Genomic DNA, 18,471 nt, shown 5'->3' with positions numbered 1-18,471 from the left:
AGTGGCGGTGACGGCGCCCCTGCCAGTGACACCACCCGCGAGGTCAGCGGCCCCGGTCCATGTTGTAGAGCTTGGCGTCGATCGGAGTGACCTTCTCCGGGAGGGTCCCGATCTCGGCGTCGATGATCGGCACCAGCTTGCCCAGCAGTTGCAGGATGCGGGTGCGGCGCCCGTCGACCTCCGTGGTCCAGGTGTCGGCGGCCGGCCCGACCCACACCTTCTTGCCGCCCATGTCCGAACTGGTGGTCTTCAGCGTGTCGTTGAGCGTCGCGAGTTCGCCGATGAGTCGCGCCTTGAGACTCTTCAGGTCGGCGATCGCCGGGTTGGGTACCGTCGCTTCGGCTGAGCCGCCCATGTCACTACCCCCGTAGTGTGTCGTCCGCTGTCCACTCCGTGCGCACGCTTCCCGCCGCAATTACCATAACCCCAGCCGCTTTCCAGGAGGTTGCCGTGACCGACAACGCCACAGGGGACAAGGCGGACGCCGAGGGCGCGGCCGCGCAGCGCGGATCCGATGACGCCATCGCCTTCACGCCCATCACTGTTCCCGACCGCGAGCACCGCGAACGCAGCCGCCACCGCCGCCGGACCTTCGGCATGGTGGCCGCGGCGGTGGTCGTCGCGGGGGGCATCACGGCGTGGGTGATCGCCGCGCACGGCGGTGACGGTGAGCCGGTGAAGCACACGGCGGTGATCCCGAAGGCGTACGGGAAGTACACGCAGGTGACGAAGCCGGAGGACTCCCTGTGGAAGGGCCTCGACGGCGACAACCTCGACCCGTCCAAGGCGGGAGGGGCGAGGATCACCTATGCCGCCCCTGACGGGACGGCTGCGATGGTCTCGGTCAGCCTCGACCCCCCGGACTTCACCTCGGACGACGGCGTCCGCTTCGGACCCGGATCCGACAGCTTCACGGAGTCGCTGCTGGGCGTCGACGACCTGAGCGGCATGCGCGAGTACCCGGCGGGCAAGGCCGGCGGCAAGATCCAGTGTGCCGACCCCTCCACGCACGGCGTGTCGATCACGATCTGCGCCTGGCAGGACAAGGCGGTCGACGTCACCTACACCCCGGCGCGCGACGGCAAGACCGTCGTCGACCACGATGCCGCCGCGGGCCTGCGGGCCTTCCTCGACGCCCTGACGATCGAACCGAAGAAGTCCTGAGCCCGAACGACGCGCCGGGCGACGCCCGTTGACCTGACGGGCGGCCTTCGGCGTGCTTCGGCGGCCTTCGCCGGCACTCGGGACCTAGTCCTGGAGGTGCTGGAACTGCTCCAGCTGCGTGAAGCCGCGCGAGTCCACGTGGTTGACGATCGCGGGGTCCATCAGCCAGGCGTTGTAGGCGGTGCGCTGGCGAGTGGTCATGTCGTCGATGCTCATCGCCTCCCCGGTTTCGGTGAGGAAGTTGTCCTCCGGCGCCTTGATGTAGGTCTTCGGGTCACCCGTGTACGTGATCGCCTGGCCGTTGCGCGGGTGGATGGTGACCGGTGCGGTCACTTTGGGGCTGAAGCCGCCGCCGGTGAGCTGCGCGTTGGCGGCCGACTGGTAGTTGTGCTGCCAGGAGGTGTCCAGCTGGGCGTCGTTGATCTTCTTGTACTTGGCCGCGAGGTCGCCGGGGGCGTCCTCGGGTTTGACCTTGATCCCGCTGGCGATGAAGTCCACGAGCAGGTCCTGGGCGGTGCCGCCCAGTTCACCGGCCGTCTCGGTTCCGAGCTCGGTGATGGCCGTGGTCCCGCCGGTCGCGCCCGCCACCACCAGCTTCGTGGCGTCCCCGATGAGCTTCGTACGCGCGGCGTTGACGCCCTCGGCCCACTTGTCTGCGTCGTCCTTCATGGAGGTCTTGGCGTACTCGAAGGCCTGGCTGTAGGCCTTCATCATCAGACCGCTCTCCATCATGCGGTAGTCCTGCGCGTGCTCGTCGGTGTCCGTCTCGGCGCTGCCCACCTCGTTGGTGATCTGGGTTCTGAAGGAGTCGAAGAGCGTGCTCAGCTCGCCTGCGGTCCGTGGGTTGCGCGCGGACTCGTTGAGCAGCGCCTGCCACAGCGGGCCGCCCACCTCGAGGCCTGGCCGGCCGGGGTCCTGGCCGGCCAGGAAGGCCTTCTGGTCCCACTGCGACATCTTCTCGGTGAAGCCGCCTTCCGTGGCGTCGGCGCCCCACAGGGTGTTGCCGACCGGCGAGGTGATCCCGTAGACCATGTCGCTCCAGTCGGCGGTGATCAACTGGCCGTAGTAGACGTCGATCGGGTCGTAGGTGTGGATGTCCTTCATCTCGCCGTTCTGATGGCGGTAGTTGTCCATCATGATGCGGCCGGTGAGCTTCTCGGCGAGCGGCCGGTCGGTGGCCTTCAGATCGATGGTGCCCGCCTTCATCACGTTCGCGAACGCCTGCGCGCGGGAGGGCGGTTGGCCTAGGTCCCAGGGGCCGTGCGGGTAGATGATGACCTGCATCGTGTCGTAGTTGTGGTCCATCCACTCCCCGGAGGCCTCGGGGTTGGCGGCCAGGGCGTCGAACAGCTGCGTGTAGTGGTCGTCGGCGTAGACGTTCTTGTCGGTGCCGCCGCCGCGCATGAACTGCGAGCCGCTGCGGTTGCTGTCCTTGTCGTCGAAGACGCGGTCGCCGAGGGCGACGAGGAAGTCCTTGTCCTGGGAGCCGCCGGGCAGCAGGCTGGTGATGTAGTCGGCGCGGAAGCCCTGGTGGGGCAGCTGCGTCTTGTCGAACCACTTGTTCCAGCCGGCCTGCTTCTGCTCCGTGGTCTGCCCCTCGAACGCCACCTTGGTGTAGGTGCCGAAGGTCTGGGCGAGGATGTCGCGGTCCGCCTTGGCCTGGTCGGGATGGTCGCCGTAGCGGCCGTAGAAGTTGTTGTCCGCCTGGTCGTTGGTCAGCTGCATCAGCCGTCGCGGGCCGAGCTGGTCGTAGAAGGCCTTGAGGAAGTCCGGGTCGTCGGCGTGCGCCTTGAGCGCGGCGAACAGGTTCTCGTCCGGATCCTTGCCGTCGTCGAGCGCCTTGTCGAACTGGTCGGCGAGAGCCTTACCGCCCTGCTGCGACTGGGCGGTGGTGCCGACCATGCTCTCGTCGATCGAGACCATGCCTTTCTGGCCCGGGTACGGCTTGTCCGCGGCGATCGCCAGGTGGTGGCGGCGCGTCAGCATCGGCATCTGGTCGTCCATCCAGCCGCAGATGCCGACGAGTTCGGTGAGCGACGAGGTGTCGAGCCCGTAGCCGGAGAACTGCGACTTGTAGGACGACGCGCGGTCCCGCAGGTGGTCCTTGTCCTTCTTGAAGGAGTCCGTCATCCCCTGAAGGGCTGCGGAGTCTATGCCCGAGAACTCACCCACGTGTCCGTACCTCCCCGTTGCGGATGCACCGCTTTGCCGTGGACGGCGCCGTACTGGCAGAGAGGATGCCACACGGCGGTCCGGTTCCACGGGGGGCGGACTCCGGGTCCGCGGACCGGTCAGCCGCGCCTCTTCCGCGCCGGGTCCGACGGGTCCTTGTCGCCCGCGTCGCCCGCGTTGCCCGCGTCGCCCGCGTTGCCCGCGTTGCCCGCGTTGCCCGCGTTGCCCGCGTTGCCCGCGTTGCCCGCGTTGCCCGCGTTGCCCGCGTTGCCCGCGTTGCCCGCGTCGCCCGCGTCGCCCGCGTCGCCCGCGTCGCCCGCGGCGTCGCGGTCGGGGCCGCGGGTGCGGAAGACCGGCCAGCAGACCTCGGTACGCCACAGGGCGCTGTCCGGCGTCTGGTGCCGGCCCACCAGGTAGGACTCGCGCATCGGGCCGTCGACGGCCAGCGCGTGGCGGGAGACGTACGCGGCCAGCGTGCCGTAGGCCGCGTCGATTCCGGAGGTCGGGCCGCGGTGCTCGATCACGGCGAACTCCCCCGGCGGCACGAGGAGCGGCACCACCCGGCCCAGCGCCCGGACGGGGCCTTCGCAGGGGAGGAAGACCGTCGCCCGGCCCCGGTGCAGGGTGAACAGCTCGTCGGCGAAGATGCCGCCCGCGGGGCCGGTCTCGCGCAGCCCCTGGCTCGCCACGGTCGCGAACAGCTCACCGAGGGCGCCCTGGAACCAGTCGCCGACGTCCTGCGCCCCGACCGTCGCGGTGACCGCGGCGGCCTGGACCTTCCCGACGCCGCGCAGCTCGATCGCGGGTGCGCGCCCGGGTGCGGGCGCGGTGAGCAGGTCCCGCAGTGCCGCCACCGAGCGCCGGGTGCGGCCGAGTTCGTCCTCCAGCCGGCGCAGGTGCGCGCTGATCTGCCGGTTGCGGGACTCCACGTCGGATGCGGCCAGGACGGTCCTGATCTCCTCCAGGGGCATCCCGAGGTCGCGGAAGCGGCGCACCACCTGGGCCGTGGGGATCTGGTCCGCGGAGTAGCGCCGGTAGCCGGTCCGCGGGTCGACGTCCGCCGGCTCCAGCAGGCCGAGTTCGTGGTAGTGGCGGAGTGTCTTCACGGTCATGTGGGTGGCGCGCGAGAAGTCGCCGATGGACAGGTGGCTCGTCACCCCCCGATTGTGGGCCCTCCCCCTGGGGGAGGGTCCGCCGGTGCGCAGCCCCTTGCCCCTCCCGCGAGGGCCGCCCGCAGCCTGGTGCGCACGGCCGGACCGGACCTCCGGCCGAACGTCCACCGAGCAAGGGGAGTTGACCCGCCATGCAGCAGACGACCGCCACGGACGTCGACCGGATCGTGCAGCGCTACGTCGCTGTCTGGAGTGAGCCCGACGCGAAGGTACGCAGGGACGACGTCGTACGGCTCTGGGCCGGGGACGGCGTCGAGTACGTCGAGGGCGCGCAGTTCCGCGGCCACGACGGGCTGGTGGACCGGGTCGCGGAAGCCTACGGACTGTTCGTCGGCTCCGGCGACTACCGCGTCTCGCACGACGGGCACGTCACCGTGCACGGCGACATCGTGGTGCTCACCATCCGGCTGGAGTACGCAGGCGGCCCGCAGGCCGGCGAGGTGGCCTGGGCCGCCCGGGTCTTCCTGCTGCTGGACGCCGACGGCCGCATCCTGCAGGACTACCACCTGACCGTGCAGCCGCTGCCCGGCACGTAGGACGTGGCGGGCACCAGGCAGCAGGCACCGAGCGGGTGGCGCGGGGCGGCGGGCCGCCCGGCGCCGGGAGGGGGTCAGTGGGCGTGGTGGATGTTCAGGGCCACGACGCCGGCGATGATCAAGGCGATGCCCGCCCACTGGAACCAGCCCAGCGACTCGCCGAAGGCCGCCGCCCCGATCGCGGCGACGGCGGCGGTGCCGACCCCCGACCAGACGGCGTAGGCCACGGACACCGGGATCCGGGTCAGTGCCCGGCCCAGCAGCACGAAGGAGACCACGTACCCGGCCACCACGGCGATCGTGGGCAGCAGCCGGGTGTAGCCGTCGGTGAGTTTGAGGCAGCTGGTGGCGCAGACCTCGGAGACGATGGCGAGGCCGAGAAGCACGTAGGGCAAGGTGACTCCGTGGGAGGTGGGCGGGCTCAGACCCCGGCGGCGCTGAGCGTGGCGAGGAGCGCGAGGTCGACCTCCTCCAGGCTGCCGACCACCAGCACCCCGGGCGCCCGGCGGATCGGCACGGTGGAGGGCACCGCCACCACGTGGCAGCCGGCCGCCCGCGCGGAGGACAGGCCGAGGGGGCTGTCCTCCACGGCGACGCAGTCCCCGGGCGGGACCCCGAGGCGGGCCGCCGCGGCGAGGTAGGGATCGGGTTCCGGCTTGGTACGGGCGGTGTCCTCGGCCGCCACGGTGAGCGCGAACCAGCCCGCCCCCAGCGTCCGCAGCACCAGGTCCACGACCCGCCGGGGGGAGGCCGTGACCAGGGCGGCGGGCACCTGGGCCGCCTTCAGCTCGGCCAGCAGCCGCAGCGCGCCGGGCCGCGGCCGTACGTCGTCCGCCACGCGTGCGGAGAAGGCGCCGTCGAGCGCTCGGGCGATCTCCGCCTCCGGCACCGCGGGGTCCGCGGTGCGGTGCAGGTACCCGGCGGTGTGTGCGACCGGGCGGCCGAGCACGTCCGGCAGGTCGGCGTCGGTCAGCCCGTACCCCAGCCGGCCGGCGATCTCGGTGACGGCCCGCCACCACAGATCCTCGGTGTCGACGAGGGTGCCGTCCATGTCGAAGAGGACGGCGGCGGGGCGGGCCGGGACGACCGGGGTGATACGGGAGTGCACGAATGCCCTTCCTGGACTGGGGGGTTGGGTGGGGGCGGCGGGTCAGACGGCCCTGCGGTCCACCAGGACGGGGCGTTCCGGCAGGGTGAGCGCGGCCGGGGATCCGAGCGGCAGGGCGGCGGCGGCCTCGGTGGGCATGTCGGCCTTGACCTCGGTGCCGTCAGGCAGCCGTACGGTGATGCGGGTGATCGCGCCGAGGAAGGAGGCGGCGATCACCGTGGCGGCGCCGCGCGGATCGGCGGCGACCCGTACCGCCTCGGGCCTGACCAGGGCGTCAAGCTCGCCGGACGGGGGCAGTTCGCCCTGCACGGGGAGCCGCAGCCCCAGCACCTCGACCTGCGGGCCCTCCCCGGTCCTGACCGCCGGGATGCGGCTCATGGTGCCGACGAACTCGGCGACGAACGCCGTGGCCGGGCGGGCGTACAACTCGGCGGGTGCCGCGACCTGTTCCAGCCGTCCGGCCCGCAGCACGGCCACCCGGTCGGCCATCGACAGCGCCTCCTCCTGGTCGTGCGTCACGAAGAGGGTGGTGATCCCCAACTCCTGCTGGAGGCGGCGGATCTCCTCGCGCAGCGTCAGCCGGACCTTGGCGTCGAGCGCGGACAGCGGCTCGTCGAGCAGCAGCACCCGGGGTTCGAGCGCCAGCGCGCGGGCCAGTGCGACGCGCTGCTGCTGGCCGCCGGACATCTGGTGGGGGAACCGGTCGGCGAGTCCCGCCAGACCCACGAGGTCCAGCAACTCCGCGGACCTGCGGAGCCGTTCCGCCTTGCCCGCGCCCTTCATCCGCATGCCGAAGGCGACGTTGCCCGCCGCGGTCAGGTGCGGGAAGAGGCTGTAGGACTGGAAGACCATGCCCGCGCCGCGCCGGTGGGCGGGCACGCGGGTGATGTCCTCGCCGTCGACCAGCACCTCGCCCGCGTCCTGGTGCTCGAAGCCGGCCAGCATGCGCAGCGCGGTGGTCTTGCCGCAGCCGGACGGGCCCAGCAGGGCGAGCAGTTCGCCCGGCCTGGCGGTGAGGTCAAGGCCGTCGAGCGCCACCGTGGCGCCGAACCTTCGGTACAGCCCGCGGAATTCCACGGTGGCGCTGCCGGCCCCGCGGGTGGACGCGGACGCTTCTACGGTGGTCGCGGTCATGACTTCTCCTGGACGGTGGGCGCCGGGGCGGCCGGGCGCGTACGGGCCCCGCGGGCCCCGAAGGTCGTGCGGGCCCCGCGGCTTGCGCGCGGGGTGCGGGCCGAGGGGCCGCGGCCCGCGGCGGCGAGCAGCAGCAGCAGGACCCAGGTGAGGACGAGGCTGAGCACCGACACCGAGACCGACATCTGCGCGTCGCTGCCGCCGATGGAGACGATCCACACCGCGAACGGCTGGTACCCGAGGATCGACGCGACGGTGTACTCGCCGAGCACCAGGGCCAGCGTGAGGAAGCCGGTGTTCAGCAGGGCGCCGCGCAGGTTGGGCAGGACGACCTGGACGACCGCGCGCGGCCAGCTCGCCCCGCAGTTGCGGGCGGCCTCCACCAGGGTGCCGAGGTCCAGGCCGCGCAGACCCGCGTCCAGCGTGCGGTAGGCGAGCGGCAGCGCCATCAGCACGTAGGCGAGCAGCAGGACGACGGGGAAGGACGGGTTCTGGATGGTGTTGAAGGTCTCGAAGAGCGGGGTGTCGGCGAAGTCGTCTGGGCCCCACTGGAGCACCGAGCTGATCCCCGCCGTCAGCGCCACCGCGGGCACCACGAGCGGCAGCGAGCAGAGCACCTCCACCAGGACCCGCAGCCGGGGGGCGGTCAGCCGCACCGCGACCAGTGCGGGGACCAGCAGCAGCATGGTCACCGCGATGGTGGCGGCGGCGAGTTCGAGGGTCAGCCGCAGGCTGCTCCCGAATCCCTCGGCGCCGAGGATGCCGCTGTAGGAGTCGAGGGTGAAGCCCTGGCCCGGCACGTCCACGGTGAAGATGACCGAGGCCAGCATCGGGCCGAGGAAGTAGAGCACGGCGATCAGTGCGACGGCGCCGCGCCACAGCCGCGGACGGCGGCGGCGTACGGACGGCTGTCGGGCCGGCTGTCGGGCCGGTTGCGCGGCGGTGCCTGCGGGCGGGGTCAGTGCAGCCATCGTGCGCTCCTGCGCTGGAGGGGGATGTACAGGGCCATCACCACACCGGCGATCACGATCATGTCGAGGCTCAGCGCCAGCGCCACGTTGCCCTGGCCGGCCAGGACGTTGCCCGACAGCGCGTTGGCGATCTGGAGGGTGATCAGCGGTACGGAGCTGCCGACGATCGCGGCCGCGGTGGCGTACGCGGCGAAGGCGCTGCCGAAGAGCAGCACGAATCCGCCGATCAGCGAGGGCGCGAGGATGGGCAGCGCGACGTGCAGCCAGTACTGGCGGGTGGTCGCGCCGTTGTTCTGGGCGGCCTCGCGCAACTGGGAGCGCAGGCCGTCGAGCGCCGGGGTGATGGTGAGCACCATCAGCGGCACCAGGAAGTACAGGTAGACCACGGTGAGGCCGGTGAAGGAGTACAGGCTCCACCCGTGCTTGCCCAGGTCGAAGGCGCGGGTCAGCTCGCCGGAATTGCCGAGGGTGGCGACGAACGCGAAGGCCAGCGGCACTCCGCCGAAGTTCGCCAGGACGCCGGAGGCGGCGAGCACCCCTTCGCGCAGCGCGCGGAAGCGCGAGGTCACGACGGCGTGGGCGAGCGGCAGTCCGAGCAGCACGCCGATGGCCGCGGTGAGCGCGGACAGCTTGACGCTGCCCCACAGCGCGGTGAGGTAGGCGCCGTGCACCGACTGGCTGAGGTTGTCCGTGGTCCAGTGCCGGCCGCCGGGCGCGCCCGGCGAGGTCTTGAAGGCGTTGGTGACGATGGCGAAGGCGGGCAGCCCGAAGACGACGAGGACGAAGACGATCAGGGGCAGGACGGCGAGCCATCCTGCGGCGCGCGGCCGGCGGCGGGGCCGGGCCCCGGGCGGTGCGGGTGCGGCAGCCGTGCCGCCGCCGGCCCTCTGCGAGGAGGGGCCGGCGGCGGGCGAGGGGGCCGCGGCGGGAGCCGTGGTCATGGTGCCGGTCAGCTCACGGCCTTGGCCCAGCCGGCCAGCACGGTCTGCTGGGCGGCGTCGACCTGGGCGGTGGTCGGGAAGGTGGGGCTGCCGGTGACCGCGGGGAGCTTCGCGGCGGCGTCCTTGTCCAGGGTGCCCTTCTGCGCCATGGCCGGCATCTCGGCGGGGCGGGAGAAGCCCTGGAGCCACAGGTTCTGGCCCTCGTTGCTGTAGAGGAACTCCTCCCACAGGCGGGCGGCCGCCGGGTGCGGGGCGTACTTGTTGATCGCCTGGCTGTAGTACTGGGCGTACTGGCCGTCCGCCGGTACGGCGACCTTCCAGTCGACGCCCTTGCCCGCGAACTCCTTGGCGTAGCCGGCGTTCAGGTAGTCCCAGTCGATGCTGATCGGCGTCTCGCCCTTCTCGACGGTCGCCGGGGTGGACTCGACCGGGTTGAAGTTGCCGTTCGCCTTGAGCTTGTGGAAGAAGTCCAGGCCGGGCTGGATGTTGTCCAGCGAGCCGCCGCCTGCCAGCGCGGCCGCGAAGACGCCGCCGAACGCGGAACCCGACTTGGTGGGGTCGCCGTTCATCGCGACCTTGCCCTTGTAGTCGGGCTTGAGCAGGTCGGCGAAGGTGGTCGGGCAGACCTTGACGGCCTTGGCGTCGCAGCCGATGGAGACGTAGCCGCCGTAGTCGTCGTAGCGCAGGCCGCCCGCGTCCTTCTGCGCGGCCGGGATGTCGTCCCACGAGGCGACCTTGTACGGGGCGAGGATGCCCTGCGCGGCCGCCTTCAGGGCGAAGGAGTTGCCCAGGTCGACCACGTCGGGGGCGCGGTTCTGGCCCTTGCGTGAGGTGATCGCGGTGATCTCGTCCTGGCTGGCGCCGTCCGGGTTCTCGTCGGCGACCTTGATCCCGTACTTCTTCTCGAAGGCGGCGATGATCGCGCCGTAGTTCGCCCAGTCCGGCGGGAGCGCGATGCCGTTGAGGGTTCCCTCCTTCTTGGCGGCGGCGATCAGCGCGGTCATGCCGCCGAAGTCCGCCGCGGAGGCGGCGGTCGCGGCGTTCTTGCCGCCGCCGGCGGCCGGGGCGGAGCCGTTGGAGGACGAGGAGGAGCCGCAGGCGGTCATGGCGAGTGCGGCGGCGGTGAGTCCGGCAGCCATGGCGGCGACTCGGACACGGGGGACAGTCACGGGATTCTCCTGGGAAGCGACGTGCGGGCGGCGGGGGACGGTGGGACGACCCGCCGCCGGAGTGCCGAGGTTGGCTGTACAACTTTTGCCAGTACGCCCGGCGCCGGTGACCGGCAGGTGAACGATCCGGCGACTTCAGGGGGATGGCGGTGGAATGTCCGAGTCCGCCCGCGGGCCGCGGTCCGCCGCGGGCGACGCCTGGTGCGGGAGAGCGGATAGGGTCCAGCGGGGCGGCGAGGCCGGACCGTGGTGCGCAGACCGAGGAGGGACGTTGCGGGACGACAGGGCCGAGCCGGCGAAGGGCACGCTCTACCGCACCGTCGCGGCGGACCTCCGTGAGGCCATAGCCGCGGGCGCCTACGGCTCGGGCGGCAAGCTGCCCGCCGAGAGCGCGCTGGCCGAGCGGTACGGCGTCTCCCGCGGCACCATCCGGCAGGCCCTCGCGGCCCTGCGCGCCGACGGCCTGGTCACCTCCAGGCGCGGGACCCGGCGTGTGGTGCTCGGCACCACGCGGGTGCAGAGCTTCTCCGAACTGCTGAGCTTCACCAACTGGGCCCGCTCGGTGGGCGAGGACCCCGGCGGCCGGGTGGAGCGCCTGGAAAGGCGCCCTGCCGAGGCCCGGGAGTGCGAGCAGCTGCGGCTCGACCCCGGCGCGGAGGTCGTCGTCGTCCTGCGGGTGCGTACGCTGTCGGGCCGGCCGGTGATGGTGGAGCGCAGCGTCTACCCCGTGTGGGTCGGGGAGCTGGTGGCCCGGATACCCGCGGACGCCGTCTCCCACACCGAGCCGCTCCAGGAGCAGGGCGTGGTGTTCGCCGACGCCGACCACACCATCGACCTGGTGCTGGCCGACGCCGACGACGCGCGGCTGCTGGGATGCCGCGCGGGCGAAGCGCTGCTGCGCGAACGGCGCCGCACCACCGACCCGGTGGGCGCACCCGTCGAATGGTCCGAGGACCGGTATCTGCACGGCACCGTCGCCTTCACGGTGCACAACTCGCTGGCCACCTCGGCACTTTCCCGCCGCCACCGCCGCCCCCACTGACCCGCCGAGCGGCGGCGGGGCGGGGGCGCACCTGCGCCGGGCGCGGCGTGCGGCTTGCGGGGGTGCGGCTTGCGCGGCCGCCGCGCGGGCGGGGGTGCGGCTTGCGCGGCCGCCGCGTGGGCGGGGGTGCGGCCTTCGTGTGGCCGGTCGCGGATACGCCGTGCGGCTTTCGTGTGGCCGGTCGCGGATACGCCGTACGGCCGGTGGCTACGCCGCCGCGCCCGCGCGGTGCCGGGCATCGCCGCGGCGGGTACGGCCCCGCGCCACGGGGCGGTGACCCCCGCGTCAGCCGTGCAGGAGACGGGTGAGCAGGGGCAGGAAGTGGGCGAAGTCCGGTGTGGTCGCGGTGGGTTCCTTGGCCTGCTCGTCCCAGCGGCGGACGGCCACCGCGTCGGCCGCCTGCGGCAGGGCGGCGAAGGCCGCGGCCTCGGCCTCGGTCATCGGTCCGCCCTGCAGCCGGAGGGTGTGCTCCGAGGCCGCGGACAGGCCGGCCCGGTAGCCGGGCTCCACGGTGCAGAGGTAGCGCTTCGCGGCCACGTGCAGGCGTACCGGCTCGGTGACCTCGGGACCGAACCAGCGGGAGAGCAGGTCGGCGCCCGCGTGCCCGTGCCGGTGGTCGGCGCCGTCCGCGCCCTCGCCCGCGGAGCCGGTGAAGTGGCCCGTGTCATGCAGCAGCGCGGCGGCCACCAGGTGCGCGGGCGCGCCCGCGGCCTCGGCGAGCGCCCCGGCCTGGAGCATGTGCTCGGCCATGGTGACCTCCTCGCCCAGGTACTCCGCCGCGCCGGGGCCGTTCAGCAGCTCGGCCAGCGGGTCAAGCGAGCCCACCGCCTGCGTCCGGCGCAGGACGGCGAGGGAGCCGGCAAGGCCGTCGAGATCGGCGTACGCGCCCTGGAGGTGCCGGAATCCGTCCTGCGCGAAGGCGGTACGGGCGTGCAGCAGCCGGGTGTTGTCGAAGATCAGGCAGTCGCCCGGCGCGAGCCGGAAGTCCAGCTGGAGGCCGGGCCTGAGCAGCAGCTCGGCGAAGCTGCGGTAGGCGGCGTAGAAGGCCTCCAGCTCGGCGGGCGGGAGCCGCAGGGTGCCGATCGACCGGTTGTTGAAGCGGACCTCGCGGATGCGTCCGCGCGGGTCCACCTCGATCAGCGGGCGGTCCGCGCGCAATTCCGTGCGGTCGTCGCGGAAGACGAAGGGGACCGGGGTGCGGGTCAGGACCGCGAAGGACTCCGGGTCCTGCGTCCGCAGGGCCGCCGCGGCCGCGAAGCCGTCGACGAGCCCCGAGTCGCCGCCGGTCGCGGAGTTCTCCAGGCAGTGCAGCAACTGCAGGGTGGGGACCGGGTCGCGGTAGGGGTTGTCGGTGTGCGGGGTGATCCGCGCCGAGGTGAAGGCCAGGTTGTTGGGGTCGGGTTCGACCCTGACGTCGAAGAGCCTGCCGTAGTTGGTCTCCCGGACGTGGCCGAAGGTCGCGGCGACGGCGAGCACCTGGCCCTCCTGCCGGGGCACCTCGTGCAGCAGGGCGAAGCCCAGCCGCTGTACCGCGTCGAGCATGCGCGTCCGCTGGATGGGGTCCGCCAGGTAGTCGGCCCAGCGGGCGCGCGGTATCCGGCCTGCGAGGTCCGCCGCGGTCCACAGCTCCTTGCCCGTCTCGGTCCGCCGGTCCGCGGTGAGCGCGGAGTCCACCGGGCGGTTGGCGTCCAGCCAGCCAGAGGTGAAGGGCGAGCGGTGGCCGTCGGGGGCCCACAGGACCTCCACTGCGGGTTCCCCGGCGATCTCCGTCGCGACGGCCTCGCCCACGGACAGGCCGCGCGGCAGGTCGGTGATCTGGAAGAGCTTCTGGCCGGAGCGCGGGTCGCGGCACTCGGCGCAGGGGCAGTTGTCCCGCAGCCAGGCCGGCGGCAGGGCCGTGACCAGCGCGGACAGGTCCCGTGCGGGCAGATCCGGTGTGGGCAGGTGGGGTGCGGGCAGGTGGGGTGCGGCGGCTTCGGCCGCGGGTCGTGCCGTCATGGCGTGCTTCCTCGGTGGTCACGGTCGGCAAAGTTGTATAGCCAACTTTGGGCGCCATGGGTGAGGAGAAGGCCACCGGCAGGTGACGGCGGGGAGAAGACGCGCCGAGCGGCACGCGGCGCCGCGGGTCACCCGGCCTGTCCGGCGAAGCCGATGACGTCCGCCGCGGCGCCACGGGGGAGCTCGGCGAGGGCCGTGTCCGGCAAGGCGGTGATCACCCCGCGCAGGCAGGCGGCCGGTTCCGGGAGCAGCGCCCAGGCCGAGGCGGGGGCTCCGACGGCCGCGAGCAGCAGGTCGCCCTCGTAGAAGTAGGCCTCCAGCAGCGGCTCGTCGAGCAGCAGGCGTACCGCGAGAGGCAGTACGAGGGGCAGGGCGACCCGCTGGGTGATGAGGGTGCGCAGGTCCGCGGGGCTGAGCTCGCCCAGCGGTACGGAGCGCAGCCGGTGGACGGTGCGGACCAGCCGGGTCGAGTCGGCGGGCGGGGCAGGCCAGTGCGGCGGGTCCAGCTCGTCGAGGGTCCGCCCGAGGTGGAGCAGGTGTTCCATGGGGTGCATTGTCGGCCCTCAGGGCTGCCCGCGCGGGGGGCGGTACGCGCGGGCGGGGGCGGTTCGCGCGGCGTCCCCGAGCCGGCGGAGCGGTGCAGGGACAGCGGAGGGTGCCCGAGATCGGAGTCGGCGACGGAGACAATGTGCTGGGCCGCTGCACCACAGCCTGACCGGGGCCAGACCGCCGGGATTCGAACCCGGGTCTTCTTTTTTGCAGAAAGAAGTATCCGTTGCCTGCGCACCGGGCACCCCCACGCTGTGGCGCGAGCGTAGCGCACGGGGGTGCGCGGAGTCGCCCTGGTTTCGGCCCAGTTGGGGAGGGGTGTGCGGACCGAACCCTTGACAGGTCCAGACCAATGCGTTGGAGTGTGCCTCGACCCCACTCAACCCCCATAAGGAGTGGTCACGTGTCGAGACAGCGTCTCACCGCGTTCCTGGCCGCACTCGCGGCCATCATCGGCCTGGTGATCCTGGTGCCGATGTCGTCCACGGCCTCGGCGGCCGGCTGCGCCGCCGCGTGGCAATCGTCCTCGGTCTACACCGGCGGCATGACCGCCTCGTACAACAGCCACAACTGGTCCGCGAAGTGGTGGACCCAGGGCGAGACGCCCGGCGCCGCCGACGTGTGGGCCGACCAGGGCACGTGTACCGGAGGTTCCGGCGGCACGGGCGGCACGACCGGCGGGTCGACCGGCGGCTGCAGCTACCCGGCCTGGGTCGCGGGCCGCGCCTACGTCACCGGCAACATCGTGCAGTACACCAACGGCCGAAACTACATCGCCACCCACGACAACCCGGGCTACGACCCGACGATCAGCACCTGGTACTGGAGCCCGTACACCTGCTCCGGGTCGGGCGGCACGACCGGCGGCACCACCGGCGGCTCCACCACCCCGCCGACCGGTGGATTCGTGGTCAGCGAGGCGCAGTTCAACCAGATGTTCCCGGGCCGGAATTCCTTCTACACCTACGCCGGCCTGACCGCGGCGCTCAGCGCGTACCCCGGCTTCGCCAACACCGGCAGCGACACGGTGAAGAAGCAGGAGGCCGCGGCCTTCCTCGCCAACGTCAGCCACGAGACCGGCGGCCTGGTCTACATCGTGGAACAGAACACCGCCAACTACCCGCACTACTGCGACGCGAGCCAGTCCTACGGCTGCCCCGCGGGCCAGTCGGCGTACTACGGCCGCGGGCCCATCCAGCTCAGCTGGAACTTCAACTACAAGGCGGCCGGCGACTCGTTGGGCATCGACCTGCTGCACAACCCCAACCTGGTCCAGACCGACTCGGCGATCGCCTGGAAGACCGGCCTGTGGTACTGGAACACCCAGTCGGGACCCGGCACGATGACCCCCCACAACGCCATGGTCAACGGCGCCGGCTTCGGTGAGACCATCCGCAGCATCAACGGCAGCATCGAGTGCAACGGCGGCAACCCCGCCCAGGTCCAGAGCCGCGTCAACGCCTACCAGCAGTTCACGTCCGTATTGGGCGTGCCGGCAGGCGGCAACCTCTCCTGCTGAGGCCGCGGGCCACGATCCGCTGAGGCGTCCCGCCCCCCGCGTCCACGGGGGCGGGGCGCCTCGCGGCGTTCAGGGGCGCTCCCGGCGGCGCGCCGGCCGCCGTCATGCCCCCGGGGGGCCCGGCGGCGCGTCGGGGACGGAGCGCGACAGCACCCCGAGCAACTCCAGCAGTTGTGCCCGCTGGCCCGCGTCCAGGCCCGCGGTCGCGGTGGACAGGGCGCTCCTGTCGATCTCCTCGGCCCTGGCGTGGACGCCGCGGCCGAGCTCGGTGAGGGCGAGCAGGTAGGCCCTGCGGTCGGTGGGATGCCGTACCCGGTCCACCAGGCCCTCCCGCTCCAGCGCGTCGACCAGCGAGGTGACCGTGCGGGCCGCGACGTTCAGCGCCTCGCCCAGGTCCCGCATGCGCAGCGGCTCGGTCGAGGTGGCGAGCGCCCTCAGCAGCCGCAGCCGCGGCACGGACAGGCCGTGGCCTCGAAGTCGGGCGTCGACGTAGGTGCGCAGCCGCACCGTCGTCCTGAAGAGGTCGTCGACCAGTACGTCGCTGCTCCGGGTCTCCATCACTGGGTCCCGCCTCACTCCTTCGGTAAGCAACACCATTGTGTGTGCACTCATAGTGAGTACACTCAGCATATCTTCTCCGCCTGTGCCCGAGCCGCTTCCGGCCGCGGTGGCGCAGGCGGGCGCCCGAGAGGTACCCGACATGCACCACCCGCCGCAGACCGCCCCGGGCGCCCGGCAGAAGAGGACCATGCCCGGCCGCGGCCTCGACCAGCGCCTGGTCGTACCCGTCATGTTCGTCGCCACGTTCTTCCTCGTGGTGATGGACGGTGCCATCACCACCGTCGCGCTGCCCTCCATCGCCCGCCAGTTCGGCGTGTCGGCGGCCGGGAGCGACAGCGTGGTCGTGGTGTACCCCGTCTGCGTGGGCATCACCATCCCGCTCTCCGGCTGGCTCGGCGACCGCTTCGGCGGGAAACCGGTGCTGCTGGTGGCGATGGGCCTGTTCACCGCCTCCTCCGCGCTCTGCGGGATGGCCGGCAGCCTCGGCCAACTCGTCGTCTGCCGGGGCCTGCAGGGCCTCGCCGGCGGCCTGCTGACCCCGGTCGTCGGCGCCATGCTCTTCCGCACCTTCACCCCGGCGGAGCGCGTCAGGACCTCCCGGATCATGACCATCCCACAGCAGGTGGCGCCGTCGGTCGCGCCCATGCTGGGCGGCGCCCTGGTCGACGGCTTCTCCTGGCGCTGGGTCTTCTACGTCAACCTGCCCTTCGGCGTGGCCGCCCTGCTCTTCGGCCTGCTCTTCCTCGACAACCCGCGCCACGGGGAACCGGGCCGCTTCGACATCCCCGGCCTGCTGCTCTCGGGGGCGGCGATGTCGCTGCTGGTCTACGGCGTCTGCGAGGGCGCCCAGCAGGGCTGGTCCTCCCCGGTGATCGCCGGCAGCCTGGCCGCGGGCGCGGCGCTGGTGGCGGCGACGGTGGTGGTCGAACTCCGCACCGCCGCCCCCATCCTGCGGCTGCGCCTGTTCAAGGACGCCCTCTTCCGCGACACGAAGGTGGTCGGCCTGATCGGCATGGTGCCGTTCATGGGCGCCATGTACGCGGCCCCGCTCTTCATCCAGGAGGCCCAGGGCGGCACCGCCCTCCAGTCCGGCAGCAGCACCTTCACCGAGGCCGTCGGCGTCCTGCTGACCGTCCAGCTGGTGGCCCGGATCTACGACAGGGTGGGCCCGCGGCTGATCATCGCCGCCGGCCTCTTCTGCGTCGCCGCCGTGCTCGCGGTGATGACCACCGTGGACGCCGGCACCGGGCCGTGGGCCTTCCGGGTCTACATGTTCCTGCTGGGGCTTGGCATGGGCGCGGTCTTCATGCCGGCCACCGTCGCCTCGTTCAGCAACGTCCCCAAGGCCGACATGGGCCAGGCCTCCACCCTCAGCAGCGTGATCAGCCAGCTCTCCATGGCCATCGCCCCCGCGCTGGTCGCGACTCTGCTGATCACCGGCACCCCCGGCACCCCCGGCACCGGCGGCATCGCGCCGCCCGCCGCCTACCGCACCGTCTACCTGGTCCTCGCCGTCATCGCCCTGGCCTCGGCCCTCTTCGCCCTCACCATCGACGACACCCCCGCCCGCCGCGACCCGCGGGGCCCGGCCGCCCCGCGCCGCAGCCGCCACCTCGCCCGCCGGGTGCGGGGTTAGCGCTGCGGCCGGGGAACGGGGTCAGCGGTCGGAGTGGACCGGGCCCACCCGGAGGTTCTGCACACCGGAGCCGACGCACTCCGAGGTGTTCCACGGGATGTTCACGGACGCGGTCTGGTTCGGCGGGTAGATCCGCAGCGCCGGCACCGGGGTGAGATCGCACTGGCCGGGGTCGTAACCGCCCTGGCCGTTGACGGTCCGCACATCGGCGTACGCGTGGGCGTTCGGGATCAGCGTCACCACGGTGGTCGCGGCGCCGGTCCTGGCGGCGGCCTTGCCGAGCTGCACGTTGTGGGCCTTCACGAAGGAGACGCCCGGGTAGCCGCGCAGGGCGCAGGGGGTGCTGCCGGTGTTCTGGAAGACCAGCTGGAAGGTGGTGCTGCCGGCGCCGCTGCTCTTGTCCGCCGCGGTGACCTTCAGCCGGCTGGTCGCGCACGCGGGCGTCGTCGAGCCGCCTGCGCCGCCCGCGGTGGCGGCCGGGGTGCCCGCGGCCGCAGGGGACGAGGGCTGCGCGGTCGTGGCGGGCGTGGAGTCCGGTGTGCCCGCCGGCGCCGAGGGTGCGGCGGACGCGGACGACGACGCGTCCGAGGTGTATCCGGCCGACCCGGCCGCGCCCGAATCATCCGAGGGGCCGCACGCCGCCAGCGCGAGCCCGGCGGTGGCGAGCAGGAGTACCGGTGCGCCGCGACGGATCTTCCTGGTGCCCATGGGGTTCTCTCTTTCCTGTGTGCCGGCAGTGACGCTCTCGGTGCCCTCCGTCATCCTGCCTCCGTCCTCTGTCCCTGAGGCCTCGCGTTAC

Annotated in this window: 18 protein-coding genes; 5 read left to right on the top strand and 13 right to left on the bottom strand. The window is 72.6% G+C overall.

From position 1 onward, the window contains the following. Positions 1-43 precede the first annotated feature (43 nt). The gene (locus tag ACGFMP_RS35325; RefSeq protein ID WP_393677893.1) at positions 44-355 is read right to left on the bottom strand and encodes a hypothetical protein; all 312 of its coding nucleotides are present in this window, start codon (positions 353-355) and stop codon (positions 44-46) included. 95 nt (positions 356-450) lie between these two features. Here ACGFMP_RS35325 and ACGFMP_RS35320 point away from each other — a divergent pair, with 95 nt between their 5' ends. Then, entirely contained in the window at positions 451-1,164 is a 714-nt protein-coding gene (locus ACGFMP_RS35320) for a hypothetical protein (protein ID WP_393677891.1), read from the top strand. An 84-nt stretch (positions 1,165-1,248) separates the two neighbouring features. Here ACGFMP_RS35320 and ACGFMP_RS35315 read toward each other — a convergent pair whose 3' ends face one another. Both ACGFMP_RS35315 and ACGFMP_RS35310 read right to left on the bottom strand, forming a co-directional pair. Further along, positions 1,249-3,336, bottom strand: a complete 2,088-nt coding sequence (locus tag ACGFMP_RS35315; RefSeq protein ID WP_393677890.1) for a hypothetical protein — start codon at positions 3,334-3,336, stop codon at positions 1,249-1,251. Positions 3,337-3,455: 119 nt separating this feature from the next. After that, entirely contained in the window at positions 3,456-4,493 is a 1,038-nt protein-coding gene (locus ACGFMP_RS35310) for a MerR family transcriptional regulator (RefSeq protein WP_393677888.1), read from the bottom strand. Positions 4,494-4,639: 146 nt separating this feature from the next. Between ACGFMP_RS35310 and ACGFMP_RS35305 the strand changes: the two genes are divergently transcribed. Then, positions 4,640-5,044 (top strand): nuclear transport factor 2 family protein, encoded by a 405-nt coding sequence (locus ACGFMP_RS35305; protein ID WP_393677886.1) that lies wholly within the window; start codon positions 4,640-4,642, stop codon positions 5,042-5,044. A 74-nt stretch (positions 5,045-5,118) separates the two neighbouring features. Here the strand turns inward: ACGFMP_RS35305 and ACGFMP_RS35300 are convergent, their stop codons facing one another. From ACGFMP_RS35300 to ACGFMP_RS35275, 6 genes are read right to left on the bottom strand one after another with little or no spacing between them, the layout of a single operon-like run. After that, positions 5,119-5,439: a DMT family transporter gene (locus ACGFMP_RS35300; RefSeq protein WP_393677884.1), complete on the bottom strand. Its 321-nt coding sequence runs from the start codon at positions 5,437-5,439 to the stop codon at positions 5,119-5,121. 26 nt (positions 5,440-5,465) lie between these two features. After that, on the bottom strand, positions 5,466-6,152 hold the full coding sequence (locus tag ACGFMP_RS35295) for an HAD family hydrolase (protein ID WP_393677882.1): 687 nt from the start codon (positions 6,150-6,152) through the stop codon (positions 5,466-5,468). A 42-nt stretch (positions 6,153-6,194) separates the two neighbouring features. Beyond that, entirely contained in the window at positions 6,195-7,286 is a 1,092-nt protein-coding gene (locus tag ACGFMP_RS35290; RefSeq protein ID WP_393677880.1) for an ABC transporter ATP-binding protein, read from the bottom strand. Further along, positions 7,283-8,257 carry an ABC transporter permease gene (locus ACGFMP_RS35285; RefSeq protein ID WP_393677878.1) on the bottom strand — a complete coding sequence of 325 codons (975 nt, stop codon included), beginning with the start codon at positions 8,255-8,257 and terminating at the stop codon, positions 7,283-7,285. Before ACGFMP_RS35285 ends, ACGFMP_RS35290 begins: the two co-directional genes overlap by 4 nt. After that, positions 8,245-9,198, bottom strand: a complete 954-nt coding sequence (locus ACGFMP_RS35280) for an ABC transporter permease (protein WP_393677877.1) — start codon at positions 9,196-9,198, stop codon at positions 8,245-8,247. The genes ACGFMP_RS35285 and ACGFMP_RS35280 overlap by 13 nt, the downstream gene beginning before the upstream one ends. A gap of 8 nt (positions 9,199-9,206) precedes the next feature. Continuing rightward, complete coding sequence (locus tag ACGFMP_RS35275; protein WP_393677875.1) at positions 9,207-10,367, bottom strand: ABC transporter substrate-binding protein; 1,161 nt, start codon at positions 10,365-10,367, stop codon at positions 9,207-9,209. A 271-nt stretch (positions 10,368-10,638) separates the two neighbouring features. Here ACGFMP_RS35275 and ACGFMP_RS35270 point away from each other — a divergent pair, with 271 nt between their 5' ends. Then, entirely contained in the window at positions 10,639-11,409 is a 771-nt protein-coding gene (locus tag ACGFMP_RS35270) for a GntR family transcriptional regulator (protein WP_393677873.1), read from the top strand. A gap of 285 nt (positions 11,410-11,694) precedes the next feature. Here the strand turns inward: ACGFMP_RS35270 and ACGFMP_RS35265 are convergent, their stop codons facing one another. After that, entirely contained in the window at positions 11,695-13,407 is a 1,713-nt protein-coding gene (locus tag ACGFMP_RS35265) for a TauD/TfdA family dioxygenase (RefSeq protein WP_393677871.1), read from the bottom strand. Positions 13,408-13,535: 128 nt separating this feature from the next. Then, positions 13,536-13,952 carry a contact-dependent growth inhibition system immunity protein gene (locus tag ACGFMP_RS35260; RefSeq protein WP_393677870.1) on the bottom strand — a complete coding sequence of 139 codons (417 nt, stop codon included), beginning with the start codon at positions 13,950-13,952 and terminating at the stop codon, positions 13,536-13,538. A 407-nt stretch (positions 13,953-14,359) separates the two neighbouring features. Between ACGFMP_RS35260 and ACGFMP_RS35255 the strand changes: the two genes are divergently transcribed. Further along, complete coding sequence (locus ACGFMP_RS35255) at positions 14,360-15,475, top strand: glycoside hydrolase family 19 protein (RefSeq protein ID WP_393677868.1); 1,116 nt, start codon at positions 14,360-14,362, stop codon at positions 15,473-15,475. 102 nt (positions 15,476-15,577) lie between these two features. Here ACGFMP_RS35255 and ACGFMP_RS35250 read toward each other — a convergent pair whose 3' ends face one another. Beyond that, entirely contained in the window at positions 15,578-16,033 is a 456-nt protein-coding gene (locus ACGFMP_RS35250) for a MarR family winged helix-turn-helix transcriptional regulator (protein ID WP_393677866.1), read from the bottom strand. A gap of 85 nt (positions 16,034-16,118) precedes the next feature. Between ACGFMP_RS35250 and ACGFMP_RS35245 the strand changes: the two genes are divergently transcribed. Continuing rightward, positions 16,119-17,672, top strand: coding sequence for a DHA2 family efflux MFS transporter permease subunit (locus ACGFMP_RS35245; RefSeq protein WP_393677864.1), 1,554 nt, complete (start codon positions 16,119-16,121; stop codon positions 17,670-17,672). A 21-nt stretch (positions 17,673-17,693) separates the two neighbouring features. On the opposite strand, the gene ACGFMP_RS35240 is transcribed toward ACGFMP_RS35245, so the two are convergent. Further along, positions 17,694-18,380 carry a DUF4232 domain-containing protein gene (locus ACGFMP_RS35240; protein ID WP_393677863.1) on the bottom strand — a complete coding sequence of 229 codons (687 nt, stop codon included), beginning with the start codon at positions 18,378-18,380 and terminating at the stop codon, positions 17,694-17,696. Positions 18,381-18,471: the final 91 nt, after the last annotated feature.

Source organism: Streptomyces sp. NPDC049040 (assembly GCF_043197715.1).
In the GTDB taxonomy this organism is placed as follows: Bacteria; Actinomycetota; Actinomycetes; order Streptomycetales; family Streptomycetaceae; genus Actinacidiphila.
This window is presented reverse-complemented; position numbering and strand designations above follow the sequence as displayed.

Bases quoted from the DNA above. Each gene is read 5' to 3' on its own strand.
- ACGFMP_RS35290 (WP_393677880.1), bottom strand. From the start codon at position 7,286: ATGACCGCGACCACCGTAGAAGCGTCCGCGTCCACCCGCGGGGCCGGC.
- ACGFMP_RS35280 (WP_393677877.1), bottom strand. From the start codon at position 9,198: ATGACCACGGCTCCCGCCGCGGCCCCCTCGCCCGCCGCCGGCCCCTCC.
- ACGFMP_RS35325 (WP_393677893.1), bottom strand. From the start codon at position 355: ATGGGCGGCTCAGCCGAAGCGACGGTACCCAACCCGGCGATCGCCGAC.
- ACGFMP_RS35305 (WP_393677886.1), top strand. From the start codon at position 4,640: ATGCAGCAGACGACCGCCACGGACGTCGACCGGATCGTGCAGCGCTAC.
- ACGFMP_RS35250 (WP_393677866.1), bottom strand. From the start codon at position 16,033: ATGGAGACCCGGAGCAGCGACGTACTGGTCGACGACCTCTTCAGGACG.
- ACGFMP_RS35240 (WP_393677863.1), bottom strand. From the start codon at position 18,380: ATGGGCACCAGGAAGATCCGTCGCGGCGCACCGGTACTCCTGCTCGCC.
- ACGFMP_RS35285 (WP_393677878.1), bottom strand. From the start codon at position 8,257: ATGGCTGCACTGACCCCGCCCGCAGGCACCGCCGCGCAACCGGCCCGA.
- ACGFMP_RS35260 (WP_393677870.1), bottom strand. From the start codon at position 13,952: ATGGAACACCTGCTCCACCTCGGGCGGACCCTCGACGAGCTGGACCCG.
- ACGFMP_RS35265 (WP_393677871.1), bottom strand. From the start codon at position 13,407: ATGACGGCACGACCCGCGGCCGAAGCCGCCGCACCCCACCTGCCCGCA.